The organism is Veillonellales bacterium (assembly GCA_039680175.1).
In the GTDB taxonomy this organism is placed as follows: Bacteria; Bacillota; Negativicutes; order JAAYSF01; family JAAYSF01; genus JBDKTO01.
Window position 1 is genome coordinate 51,009 of record JBDKTO010000117.1, and the last position, 11,919, is coordinate 62,927.

Sequence of the window (11,919 nt, forward strand, 5' to 3'; positions counted from 1 at the left end):
TGTATTGACGAGGGGTGGAACCAAACAGTAATGAGAATTTTGATTACAGCTAAAAAAAGCTATGTTGGTTTGAGTTTGAAAACATGGTTAGGACAATGGCCTAACAAATATAGAGTCGATACGATGTCCTCACGAAATGACGAATGGCGTAATATAGACTTTTCTCAATATGATGTGCTTTTTCATGTAGCCGCTTTTGTGCATAAAAAAGAAGAAGCGAAAATGGAAGGGAATTATTATAAAGTCAACAGAGATTTAACGATTAGTCTTGCGAGAAAAGCCAAACAATCTGGGGTAAAACAATTTATTTTTATGAGTACTGTAGCCGTATATGGACTTGTTGGTAAAGTCAAGGAAAATATTGTGATAAATAAAGATACACCTTGTTTGCCAACTACTTTTTATGGAAAAAGCAAATTGCAAGCAGAAAAGGAGCTAGAAAAATTAAATGACAAATGTTTCCATGTGGCGATTATTAGATCTCCAATGATTTATGGACCAAATTGTCCAGGGAATTATAATCGTTTAAAAAAGTTTGTGATGCATGTTCCTGTATTTCCGCAAATAAACAATCAAAGAAGTATGATTTTTATAGATAATTTATCAGAATTTATTAGGTTATTAGTGATTAATAATGAATATGGATTATTTTTTCCCCAAAATAAAGAGTATGTAAATACTTCTGAAATGGTGAGGTTAATAATGCAAGAAAAATCAAAAAGAATATATTTCTCTAGAATAATAGCTTTTGGAATGAACATTGAAAAGTACATAAGTATATGGAATAAAGTCTTTGGTAATTTAGTTATTGATCATCAATTATCATCCTATAAAAATGTAGAATATTGCGTTGCTGATTTTGAGCAATCTATAAAGATTTGCGAAACTAAACTATAAAAATTAGGTGCTAATGTGAAAAAAGATATATTGATAATGTGTCAATATTTTTATCCGGAATATGTTTCGTCTGCTACTTTACCTACGGAGTTGGCGGAGGATTTAGTTATGGATGGATTAACGGTAGATGTATTATGTGGTTATCCTAAAGAATACTATGATGGTAAAAATATACCTAGAAATGAACGATATAACGGTATAAATATACATAGGGTTAAATATACTCGATTTAACAATAAAAATAAGATTGGCCGCATAACCAACTTCTGCTCTTTTTTTATTGCAATATTAATGAGATCTTTTAACTTATTTAAATATAAATGCATTTTAGTATATTCTAATCCTCCATTATTGCCGTTAATACCATATGTTGTTTCTCGTCTTTCTAAAGTGAAATTTGTTTTTGTAGCATTTGATTTATATCCAGATAATGCTCTGGTCATGCGGGCAATAAAAAAAGGCGGCATAATTGAAAAAATAATGCATTTTATCAATAAAAAAGTCTACAAATATGCTGATAGTGTAGTTGCCATTGGTACTGAGATGAAACAGTATATGATAAGTCATGGAATTGCTATTAATCCAGAAATAATTAATATTATTCCAAACTGGTACAGCGAAGAGAAACTTTCAAGCCCAATTCTTATCAGCGATGAATTTAGAAGATTAAGGGAAAAATGGCCTTTTATCGTATTATACAGTGGAAATATGGGCGCTTGCCAGGATATGGAAACCATTTTAAAAACTGTGTCTCGGTTTAAGAATAATGAAAATATTTTTTTTATATTTACTGGTCATGGAAACAAATTGGAATATGTTAAGAGATATATAAATATCAATGGCATAAATAATGCAAAGGTATATGGCTTCTTATTAGGAACTGACTATAGTGATGTATTAAATATTGCAGATGTTTGTTTGGTGAGTCTTGAAAAGGGCATTGAGGGTCTAGGTGTTCCAAGCAAAACATATGGATATTTCGCTGCCGGGAAGCCAGTATTAGCGATAATGTCATATGAAACTGATATAGTTAAGAATTTGAATGAATATAACGCAGGTGGAAGTGTTCTACAAACGGATGTTGATGGTTTTGAAAATTTAATTTGGAGATTCATGGAAAATAAAGAACTAGTTAGAATATGTGGAGAAAACGCAAAGGCCGTATTCCATGCTTTATATGATAGACAAATATGTACAGATATGTATTATAAATTAATTACGAGAATAATTAATGAGACAGAGGAAGGTGACATAAGAGATGTTTAAAGATAAAACACTACTAATCACAGGCGGTACCGGTTCCTTCGGACATGCTGTAATGAAAAGATTCATCAATACAAAAATTAAAGAGATCCGCATCTTTTCTAGAGATGAAAAAAAACAAGATGATATGAGAAAGCAATATAAAAATGACAAACTGAAATTTTATATAGGGGATGTAAGGGATATAGCCAGTGTAAAAAATGCTATGCATGGTGTGGATTACATATTCCATGCAGCTGCGTTAAAGCAGGTGCCATCATGTGAATTCTTCCCTCTGGAAGCGGTCAAAACTAATGTATTGGGCACTGACAATGTGCTTACAGCGGCGATTGAATGCGGAGTAAAAAAAGTAATATGTCTTTCAACAGATAAAGCTGCTTATCCTATCAATGCTATGGGAATTTCTAAAGCCATGATGGAGAAAGTTTTTGTGGCAAAGGCAAGAACAGTGTCACCGGATAAAACTCTTATTTGCGGTACCCGATATGGAAATGTAATGGCATCGCGTGGTTCGGTTATCCCGCTTTTTATCGAACAAATAAAAAACGGACAACCTCTGACGGTGACGGATCCGAATATGACTCGATTCCTGATGAGTCTTGAAGAGGCTGTAGAACTGGTAGTTTTTGCATTTGAACATGCAGAAGCTGGGGATATTATGGTGCAAAAATCGCCGGCATCTACTATCGGCGATTTAGCACAAGCAATAAAAGAGTTATTTCATGCAGATAATGAAATTAAAATTATTGGCACTCGTCATGGCGAAAAGCTATATGAAACTCTTCTTACCAAGGAAGAATATATCCGCGCTGAAGATTTGGGTGGATTTTTTAGAGTGCCTGCCGATAAAAGAGATCTTAATTATGATAAGTACTTTGTTGAGGGAAATCAAAAACTGTCTACTGAGCAAGAATACAATTCACATACTACTCAAATTCTGAACGTGGCGCAGATTAAAGAGAAATTGTTAGAGCTAGATTATGTAAAAGAAGAATTAGAAATAATATCTGTGATAAATGAAGCTGCTGCAACTAAAAAATAGCTCAAATCATAATTAGAAAGGAATTGGCAGAACATGCAGATATTAGTTACCGGGGCGAAAGGTTTTGTTGGTAAGAATCTTATAGTTGAATTAAAGAATAAAGGCTATACGGATATTTTTGAGTTTGATATAGATACTGAAAAAAATTTTCTCGAGGAGTACACTAAAAAATGCGAATTTGTCTTCCATTTAGCTGGTGTGAATAGACCCATAGATGAAAAAGAGTTTATGAAAGGCAATTTTGGGTTTACATCTGACCTATTAGAATTACTGAAAAAGCATCAGAATAAAGCACCGATACTGATTACTTCATCCATTCAAGCGGAAAAAGATAATCCATATGGCAGGAGTAAGAAAGCCGGAGAAGATTTATTGCTACAATATAGTAAAGAAACAGGTGCTAAGGTATTAGTGTATAGACTTCCGAACTTATTTGGTAAGTGGAGTAAACCTAACTATAATACAGTGGTAGCAACCTATTGCCATAATATTGCAAGAGATTTAGATATACAAATTCATAATCCTGAGGCGGAACTTACTTTATGCTATATTGATGATGTGTTAGATGAATTTATAAGAGCATTAGAAGGTAAGGCAACGGCTAGAGATGGATATTGTTTTGTACCTGTTCAGCATCATATAAAGCTCGGAGAATTAGCAGAAAAAATAAGAAGTTTTAAGCAAACGAGAATAGACTTAAATATTCCCAATATGCAAGATGAACTCACAAAAAAGCTATATAGTACCTATTTAAGTTTTTTACCGGAAACGGAGTTTTCTTATGAATTAAAAATGAATTGCGATCATCGGGGTTCTTTTACCGAATTTATTCGGACGACTGATAGAGGGCAAGTTTCCATTAATGTTTCAAAGCCTGGAATTACAAAGGGGAATCATTGGCATCATACCAAAAATGAAAAATTTATGGTAGTTAGTGGCAACGGGCTTATTAGATTTAGAAAAATAAATTCACAAGAAATAATAGAATATAGAGTTAGCGGTGAAAAGTTAGAAGTTGTAGATATTCCAACGGGTTATACCCATTCCATTGTTAATGTTGGCAGCTGTGATTTAGTGACGATTATGTGGGCGAATGAATGCTTTAATAAAGATAGACCGGACACATACTATTTGGAGGTTTAGAATTGATGAATAAAATGAGGGTAATGACTATAGTTGGGACACGACCTGAAATAATCAGGTTATCTGAGGTTATTCGAGCTTGTGATAGATACTTTGATCATATTTTAGTACACACGGGACAGAACTGGGACTATAGTTTGAATGATGTATTTTTTAAAGAGCTTGAATTAAGAGAGCCAGATCATTATCTAAATGCCGTTGGAGAGCATTTGGGTGATACTATGGGCAATATTATTGGGAAGTCCTATGAAATACTATCAAAAGAAAAGCCGGATGCTTTACTTATTCTCGGGGATACAAATTCTGCGCTAAGTGCAATATCAGCTAAACGTCTAAAAATACCAATATTTCATATGGAAGCAGGCAATCGGTGTTTTGATCAAAACGTACCTGAAGAAATAAATAGAAAGATTGTGGATCATATATCGGATGTTAACTTACCATATACGGAACATAGCAGAAGATATTTACTATCCGAAGGTATAAGAAAAGAGCATATTTATGTTACAGGTTCACCTATGACTGAAGTATTACACAAGAATATGCATAAGATAGAGCAGAGTAAAATATTAAAAGAACTTGGCTTAGAAACAGGTGAATATATTTTAGTTTCTGCCCATAGAGAGGAAAATATTGATAATGAGAAAAATTTTTTCTCACTAATGAATGCTATTAATGAGATCGCTGAGAAATATCAAATGCCGGTAATTTATTCTACTCACCCAAGAAGCAAAAACACGATTGAAAAAAGAAGGTTTAAATTCCATCCTTTAGTTAGAAATCTAAAACCCTTTGGTTTTTTTGATTATAATCAACTTCAGGTTAATGCTTATTGTGTTCTTTCTGATAGCGGAACAGTTCCTGAAGAAGCGTCAATATTAGGGTTCCCTGCTGTATCCATTAGAACTTCCACAGAACGCCCGGAAGCATTGGATAAAGGGGCAATTATTCTTGGCGGAATAAAGAAAGAGGATGTATTACAGTCAGTTGAACTATGTAGAAGTATGTGGGAAAACAAGGAGCAAGTTCTCCCGGTCACAGACTATATAGATACTAATGTGTCAGTAAAGGTAATCAAAATAATTCAAAGCTATACAAAGATAGTGAATAGAGTAATATGGGCAAAAGAATAAGCTTATCTGAGGGTTTTGTATTATTCGCGGAGTGGGTTTATCCCGATGTAGCCGCTAACTTCCTTTGACCATGCCGTGTTCAGCGGTTTTGTCCATCACAGGCTAAAATTGCTCTCTTGCATTGTCACTTACCCCGGTATATAATTCCCAGTAAATAACTGGTGCCGGGGTGAAATAGTAAAGCCACGCTGCGAGTGCCCTGAATAAGTTCTCGTAACGTGGCTGACTACAAATAACAATGGTCATACTATCACGTTATGAGATAAAGTTCAATCCAAATCACATATTTTTTGTTACCAGTAAGGATTTTCCCATCTGCCCTTGTTGCGGTAAAACGCTTTCCGGCTATGACCATCATCCTCGCATGGCTCGGCTCTGATGTGGTATCAAGGTTCAGTTTCTTGCGGAAGCAGTGGGACGCTCATTTTGCTCCGTCTATGATAAGATATTTATCAGGCTGTTATCGAAAAGCAGCTGGATGAGTTGAAAAAGATCGCTGCGATTGTGTTGACTCGGTAAACATAGATAGCTTTTCCACTGCATACAGCGGTAGGCTTAGCAGCCAATCTTCCTTTTTATAATCGGCCATTGATGTGCGTATCGACAGTTTGGGCCGGAATTTTTCATAATACGTTTTTAGACTCTTTGCCTTTAAATTTGTTTCAGCCTTGACTTCGATGGGAATGACGTTACTGCCATTATCCGCTGCAAAGTCGATTTCCGCAGTACCGCGGTTATTTGTCCAGTAATATGTGTCCAGTCCTTTGATCGTTTTTAGCTGTTGCAATACGTATTGTTCGGTAAGCGCACCTTTGAATTCCTTAAAAAGTTCGTTACCATCCAAAAGGGTGCTTTGATTAAGGCGTACCATGCAAGAAAGCAGTCCTACATCCAACAGAAACAGCTTAAAGGCTTTCACATCTTCATAAGCCTTTAGTGGAACAGCCGGTGCAGTCACACGATGTACTTTATGCACCAGGCCGCAGTCGGTCAGCCAGAGCAGTGCCAATTCGTATTCCTTGGCTCTGGCGCCATTTCTGATCAGTCCATAGATAAATTTTTTATTCTCTTTGGCGAGCTGAGCGGGGATACTGTTCCAGAGCATTCTAATTCTGGGTACGGTTTCATTAGGCGCGTGTTTGGAAAAGTCCTGCTCGTAAGCTGCAAGAATGCGCTGTTGTATCTCGCGTGCTTCGTTAAAATCTTTATTTTCGGAAAAATGCAGTACCGCTTCCGGCATTCCACCAACATAGTAATAATATTTGAGAATGTCTATATATGTCTGTCTGAAGGCAGTTACCATGTCAAAGTCGCCATGCTGCAGCAGCTCTGCATACTGTTCATGTCCCATTGCCATCAAAAATTCAGTGAAACTGAGCGGGTATAAATCAAGGAATTCCACTTTACCGACAGGAAAAGATGTACCGCCATGCAGTGCCACACCCAACAGGGATCCGGCGCATATGATCTGATATTCCGGGGCATTCTCATTAAAGTATTTCAGAGAAGTCAGCGCTTGCGGCACTTCTTGTATTTCATCAAAAATCAGCAGTGTATTGGCAGGGTCAATTTTTTGGCCGGAATAAAGTTCCAGTCCGGTTACAATGCGTCCGATATCCAAGTCGGATGAAAACAGATCCTTCATCCGCCGATTGTTGTCAAAGCTGATATAAACAGTTTTAGCAAAAGCAAGTTTTCCGAACTCTTTCATTAGCCAGGTTTTTCCAACTTGTCTTGCTCCACGGATAATCAGCGGTTTTTTATTTCGTTTTGCTTTCCACTTAGTAAGCTCTTCCATTGCTGTTCTATACATGATGCATCACTCCATAAGAACAGTATAACATGGCAAAAACAAAAAATACAACGAAAATATGTATAATAAGAACATTTTTTCGAACTAAAAAAATAAAGCAGAGATGTAAGTCCATCAAATGCAGTGCCATTAAGATGCCACCTTGATAATGACAGCTCTAAAAGGCACACAAGGCAGCAACGAGAGATTGCTTCGCTGCGCTCGCAATGACAGGTTGAAGAATCAGGGACGTTTTTTTGCTTCTTTTTCCCACAGGCTGCCGGTTGTTTTGTCCTGAATTTGTCCGTGAATTTTGGTATGCTGCGGCGCTGGGTAACAGTAGGGGGGATCATTGTTATAATAAGGCCGAAGGCAGCAGAGAAACGGCAAAGCGGCTGTTGGACATGGGAATGTCGGTTTCTGATATTACCAAAGCAACTGGTTTGTCTGAGACGGAAGTCCATCAAATGCAGTGCCATTAAGACGCCACCTTGATAATGACAGCTCTAAAAGGCACACAAGGCAGCAACGAGAGATTGCTTCGCTGCGCTCGCAATGACAGGTTGAAGAATCAGGGACGTTTTTTTGCTTCTTTTGAAAATAGGGGAGCCTATTCCTTTCGTTAGGCTGCCGGTTGTGTTGCTTGCTGGGTTTAGGGTATAATAAAAGTGGAATATCGTATTGTATACTCAGCATAATGGAAGAGGCAGGTGGGTTTTGCGTGAAACCGACAGTAGAATTTGCCAAGGCTATGGGGAAAACCAGAGAAAAGGTAAATGCAGCCGCTCAAAATGGTATTATATTAGAGAAATCCCCGAGAATTCGGTTTCGGAGTGAAAGTGAGAAAGCGGCACTGTGCCGATCTGTTATTTTTACTGTTGAACAAGCGAAGCGATCCGGGAGGCTGCATAAATCGGGAAAAGGTTATGTACTATCATGGAAGAACTAAAAAAGCGGCTAAAAGGATGTATAAATATTCAAGATAGCTTACAACAAATGACAGCCGCCGGTATAGTGAGCCAGGCTTTTAAAAAATATAATCTTATTCCGGCTGTCGTAGGAGGGCTGGCGGTGGAATTTTATACATTGTCTAATTACCTAACCAGGGATATAGATATGGTGATTCCCGGAGACCAATATGCAAATGAGGTAATGATCGAACTCGGCTTTAGTAAAAGGGGCAGTACTTGGATTTTTTCGGACGATCCTACCATAATGTTGACTTTCCCGGAAGTCCTTTAGGTGGTTCGTGGGATAAAGTTTTACCGGTTGAACTTGACTCCGGTGACATTGTCTATGTTATTTCGATTGAAGATATTATAGTGGATCGAATCTTAGCTGTGAAATATTGGGGCGATTCGGAAGAGTGGGCGCAATATATGATGGCGGCTCATTATGACGACATAGATTGGGAGTATTGTTTTAAAAGGGCAGATAAAGAGCTTTGCTTGGATGGTTTAGAAAAAATGAAAAAATGGTCAGCAGAACACCGTGAGGCATTCTATTGCGGGCAAGTAGAGAAAAAATGAGTAAAATATGTAATTGACAGGAGATAATACATGGATAATATCAGTCTAAGAGATTTAAAAAAACATTTAACGACAGTGCCCTTTGATGAAATGGTCGCGGATATAATCACTTTATATAAGGACATTCCGGCAGTCAGAGAATATTATCTCATAAAGTTATGTCCTGCTGCCGAAATTACTCTATTGGAAAAATACAAAAAAATTATTGAAAATGAGTTTTTTCCTAATAGAGGTTTTGGCAAGGCGCGAGCTTCAGTTGTCAGAAAAGCAATTAGTGACTTCAAAAAAATTGCCAAGTCGCCATACAATATAGTTGATTTATTATTTTTCCACGTTTCAATAGGAGTAGACTTTACCAATTCATATGGCGATATTGACGATGTATTTTACGCAAGCTTAGGAAACAGTTTTGAACAGGCATTAAAATATGGCTTTAAACATGGTATAGCCGACGAAATTAGGAAAAGCGCAAAAATAGTACTAGAAAAATGCCAAGGATTCGGCTGGGGGTTTAGCGACGTTATTGATGATATTTATTATACATATTACGATTCTTATGAAGAAGATAACGATTAAGGTTTAGAAAGCATAGGGACGTATATTTTGCTTCTCTTATGGGGACAATTATCTATCGTCAGAAGAGGAGACTGTATTTTTTTCAAATATCTGGTATACTAAAAATACAAGGGAGGAATACGAATGGAATGGAATCTGAACCGAATCAACGACTATTTGTTTAAGTGGGTATTTGGCCGTGAGGAAAATAAAGAAATTTTGCTCAGCTTTCTGAACTCCGTATTGTCTCCCAGCGGGCAGGACGAATTAGCGGACATTATGCTGGCGGAACGGGAATTGGATCCGGAGCATATTGCCGATAAAATGTCGCGACTGGATATTTTAGGCAAGGGAAACGACGGCAGCATCATTAATATCGAAGTGCAAATTGCCAATCAGTATGACATAGATAAACGGACACTGTATTACTGGGCAAAGCTGTACCAGGGACAGATGCAGAAAGGGCAGAGGTATAAAGAACTCTCCCGCACCATTACCGTTAATGTACTAAACTTTGCTTTTCTGCCGAAGGAAGAGAAGTATCATAGTATGTTTGCCCTGTATGAGACGGAGACAGGGTACCGATTAAACCGGGATTTGGAGATTCATTTTTTGGAACTGTCAAAATGGAAACAGCTGCAGGTGCCGCCGCGAACGCGGCTGGATAAGTGGCTGATGTATCTATCGAATGCCAATCCGGAGGAAATGGAGGAGATAGCTATGAGCGAACCAGCGATTCGCAAGGCGTTAAGTGCAGAGGAAATCTTTTTAAAGCAGGATAAAGAAAGATATTTGTACGAGATGAGAGAGAAAGCCATATTGGATCATATTTCCGCCATTAGCGGTGCGGAAGAAAAAGGAAGAGCCGAAGGAAACAGGGAAACGGCAAAGCGGCTATTGGACATGGGAATGTCGGTTTCTGATATTGCCAAAGCAACGGGGTTGTCTGAGACGGAAGTCCGTCAGCTGCAGTGTCATTGAAACGTCGCTGTTGGAATCATCGGGGGCGGGCGCTTTTTTGCTTCGTTTGTGATCCAAAGAAACTATTTTTTCGTCAGGCTGCCGGTTTTGTGCTTAGCCGGTCAGGGTATAGCGGAAGCAGATGAAGAAGAAGGGGTATGGCAGGCATTACTGCGGATCGCCGGAGAGTGAGCAGGGGAACACACACCCCGCCCTAACGGGCACCCCCACTCTGTATAATTCGACTGGCGAAACTCAAAAAGCAGAGTTTCGAGTCTCATCTATCTTTCTAGAGGGGATTATGTGGGAAGCAGTGGGACGTTCTTTTTGCTCCGCCTATGATAAGATATTTATCAGGCCGTAAGCGAAAAGCAGCTGGATGAGTTGAAAAAGCTCGCTGCGATTGTGCTGACTCGGTAAACATGTATAGCTTCTCCACTGCATACAGCGGCAGGTTCAGCAGCCAATCTTCCTTTTTATAATCGGCCATTGATGCGCGTATCGATAGTTTGGGCCGGAATTTTTCATAATACGTTTTTAGACTCTTTGCCTTCAAATTTGTTTCGGCTTTGACTTCGATGGGGATGATTTCACTGCCATTATCCGCTGCAAAGCTTAAAGGCTTTCATATCTTCATAAGCCTTTAGTGGAACAGCCGGTGCAGTCACACGATGTACTTTATGCACCAGGCTGCAGTCGGTAACATAGTAATAATATTTGAGAATGTCTAAACAAAAAATACAACGGAAATATGTATAATACGTACATTTTTTCGAACTAAAAAATTTAAAGCAGTAGGGACGATTTCAGGCTGCCGGGGGTTTTGCCTCGGAATACCCGTGAATTTTGGTATGCTGTGGCGCTGGGGAAATCAAGAAAGAAATAACGCCCCTTCAAGCAACGGGGACGCTGTTTTTGTTTCTTGATTGATAGAGTATTTATTCTTTCGGCAGGCTGCCGGTTGTTTTGCTTGCCGGGTTTAGGGTATAATAAAAATGGAATATCCGTATTGTATGTTCAGCATAATGGAAGAGGCAGGTGGGTTTTGCATGAAACCGGCAATAGAGTTTGCAAAGGCTATTGGGAAAACCAGAGAAAAGGTAAATGCAGCAGCTCAAAATGGTATTATATTAGAGAAATCCCCAAGGGTTCGGTTTCGGAACGAAAGTGAGAAAGCGGCACTGTGCCGATCTGTTGTTTTTACTGTTGAACAAGCGAAGCGATCCGGGAGGCTGCATAAATCGGGAAAAGGTTATGTATTATCATGGAAGAATTAAAAAAGCGGCTAAAAGGATGTATATAAAAAGCATAGGGACGTACATTTTGCTTCTCCTATAGAAATAATTATCTATCGAGACGGAAGTTCGTCAGATGCAGTGCCATTAAGACGCCACCTTGATAATGATAGCTCTAAAAGGCACACAAGGCAGCAACGAGAGATTGCTTCGCTGGCGCTCGCAATGACAGGCTGAAGAATCAGGGACATTCTTTACTCCTTTTATGTATGGTTCCCAGGCTGCCGGTTGTTTTGTTCTGAAATTGCCGGTGAATTCTGGTATGCTGCGGTGCCGGGTGACAATAGGTGGATCATTGTTATAATAAAGC

Annotated in this window: 14 protein-coding genes; 13 read left to right on the forward strand and 1 reads right to left on the reverse strand. The window is 38.5% G+C overall.

What is annotated here, in order from left to right; translation table 11 throughout:
• The first annotated feature begins 30 nt into the window (after window positions 1-30).
• Genes ABFC84_18655 through wecB form a run of 5 tightly spaced genes read left to right on the forward strand, consistent with a single transcriptional unit; the run spans window position 31 to window position 5,478 of the window.
• Window positions 31-897, forward strand: coding sequence for an NAD-dependent epimerase/dehydratase family protein (locus tag ABFC84_18655; protein MEN6414763.1), 867 nt, complete (start codon window positions 31-33; stop codon window positions 895-897).
• 36 nt (window positions 898-933) lie between these two features.
• Window positions 934-2,163, forward strand: a complete 1,230-nt coding sequence (locus ABFC84_18660; GenBank protein MEN6414764.1) for a glycosyltransferase family 4 protein — start codon at window positions 934-936, stop codon at window positions 2,161-2,163.
• Window positions 2,156-3,202 (forward strand): nucleoside-diphosphate sugar epimerase/dehydratase, encoded by a 1,047-nt coding sequence (locus tag ABFC84_18665; GenBank protein MEN6414765.1) that lies wholly within the window; start codon window positions 2,156-2,158, stop codon window positions 3,200-3,202. The genes ABFC84_18660 and ABFC84_18665 overlap by 8 nt, the downstream gene beginning before the upstream one ends.
• 33 nt (window positions 3,203-3,235) lie before the next feature.
• Window positions 3,236-4,345: a capsular polysaccharide biosynthesis protein CapF gene (locus tag ABFC84_18670; GenBank protein ID MEN6414766.1), complete on the forward strand. Its 1,110-nt coding sequence runs from the start codon at window positions 3,236-3,238 to the stop codon at window positions 4,343-4,345.
• Window positions 4,346-4,350: 5 nt separating this feature from the next.
• Window positions 4,351-5,478 (forward strand): UDP-N-acetylglucosamine 2-epimerase (non-hydrolyzing), encoded by a 1,128-nt coding sequence (gene wecB / locus ABFC84_18675; GenBank protein MEN6414767.1) that lies wholly within the window; start codon window positions 4,351-4,353, stop codon window positions 5,476-5,478.
• Between the two features lie 460 nt (window positions 5,479-5,938).
• On the opposite strand, the gene ABFC84_18680 is transcribed toward wecB, so the two are convergent.
• Window positions 5,939-7,291 (reverse strand): ATP-binding protein, encoded by a 1,353-nt coding sequence (locus ABFC84_18680; protein ID MEN6414768.1) that lies wholly within the window; start codon window positions 7,289-7,291, stop codon window positions 5,939-5,941.
• 236 nt (window positions 7,292-7,527) lie between these two features.
• Here ABFC84_18680 and ABFC84_18685 point away from each other — a divergent pair, with 236 nt between their 5' ends.
• The 8 genes from ABFC84_18685 (at window position 7,528) to ABFC84_18720 (ending at window position 11,591) form a co-directional block, all read left to right on the forward strand.
• Window positions 7,528-7,752, forward strand: coding sequence for a hypothetical protein (locus tag ABFC84_18685; protein MEN6414769.1), 225 nt, complete (start codon window positions 7,528-7,530; stop codon window positions 7,750-7,752).
• A 239-nt stretch (window positions 7,753-7,991) separates the two neighbouring features.
• Window positions 7,992-8,219 carry a hypothetical protein gene (locus ABFC84_18690; GenBank protein MEN6414770.1) on the forward strand — a complete coding sequence of 76 codons (228 nt, stop codon included), beginning with the start codon at window positions 7,992-7,994 and terminating at the stop codon, window positions 8,217-8,219.
• Window positions 8,207-8,512 (forward strand): hypothetical protein, encoded by a 306-nt coding sequence (locus ABFC84_18695; protein ID MEN6414771.1) that lies wholly within the window; start codon window positions 8,207-8,209, stop codon window positions 8,510-8,512. Before ABFC84_18690 ends, ABFC84_18695 begins: the two co-directional genes overlap by 13 nt.
• Window positions 8,458-8,799, forward strand: coding sequence for a hypothetical protein (locus ABFC84_18700; GenBank protein ID MEN6414772.1), 342 nt, complete (start codon window positions 8,458-8,460; stop codon window positions 8,797-8,799). The genes ABFC84_18695 and ABFC84_18700 overlap by 55 nt, the downstream gene beginning before the upstream one ends.
• A gap of 30 nt (window positions 8,800-8,829) precedes the next feature.
• Entirely contained in the window at window positions 8,830-9,375 is a 546-nt protein-coding gene (locus tag ABFC84_18705) for a DUF6155 family protein (GenBank protein MEN6414773.1), read from the forward strand.
• A gap of 123 nt (window positions 9,376-9,498) precedes the next feature.
• The gene (locus ABFC84_18710) at window positions 9,499-10,335 is read left to right on the forward strand and encodes an Rpn family recombination-promoting nuclease/putative transposase (GenBank protein ID MEN6414774.1); all 837 of its coding nucleotides are present in this window, start codon (window positions 9,499-9,501) and stop codon (window positions 10,333-10,335) included.
• Between the two features lie 48 nt (window positions 10,336-10,383).
• Window positions 10,384-10,506, forward strand: coding sequence for a hypothetical protein (locus ABFC84_18715; GenBank protein ID MEN6414775.1), 123 nt, complete (start codon window positions 10,384-10,386; stop codon window positions 10,504-10,506).
• Window positions 10,507-11,363: 857 nt separating this feature from the next.
• Entirely contained in the window at window positions 11,364-11,591 is a 228-nt protein-coding gene (locus tag ABFC84_18720; protein ID MEN6414776.1) for a hypothetical protein, read from the forward strand.
• Window positions 11,592-11,919 lie beyond the last annotated feature (328 nt).

Excerpts from the sequence above, each read along its gene's own strand:
- ABFC84_18695 (MEN6414771.1), top strand. The coding sequence starts at position 8,207 with ATGGAAGAACTAAAAAAGCGGCTAAAAGGATGTATAAATATTCAAGAT.
- ABFC84_18660 (MEN6414764.1), top strand. The coding sequence starts at position 934 with ATGTGTCAATATTTTTATCCGGAATATGTTTCGTCTGCTACTTTACCT.
- ABFC84_18665 (MEN6414765.1), top strand. The coding sequence starts at position 2,156 with ATGTTTAAAGATAAAACACTACTAATCACAGGCGGTACCGGTTCCTTC.
- ABFC84_18705 (MEN6414773.1), top strand. The coding sequence starts at position 8,830 with ATGGATAATATCAGTCTAAGAGATTTAAAAAAACATTTAACGACAGTG.
- ABFC84_18670 (MEN6414766.1), top strand. The coding sequence starts at position 3,236 with ATGCAGATATTAGTTACCGGGGCGAAAGGTTTTGTTGGTAAGAATCTT.
- ABFC84_18655 (MEN6414763.1), top strand. The coding sequence starts at position 31 with ATGAGAATTTTGATTACAGCTAAAAAAAGCTATGTTGGTTTGAGTTTG.
- ABFC84_18720 (MEN6414776.1), top strand. The coding sequence starts at position 11,364 with ATGAAACCGGCAATAGAGTTTGCAAAGGCTATTGGGAAAACCAGAGAA.
- wecB (MEN6414767.1), top strand. The coding sequence starts at position 4,351 with ATGAATAAAATGAGGGTAATGACTATAGTTGGGACACGACCTGAAATA.
- ABFC84_18710 (MEN6414774.1), top strand. The coding sequence starts at position 9,499 with ATGGAATGGAATCTGAACCGAATCAACGACTATTTGTTTAAGTGGGTA.
- ABFC84_18680 (MEN6414768.1), bottom strand. The coding sequence starts at position 7,291 with ATGTATAGAACAGCAATGGAAGAGCTTACTAAGTGGAAAGCAAAACGA.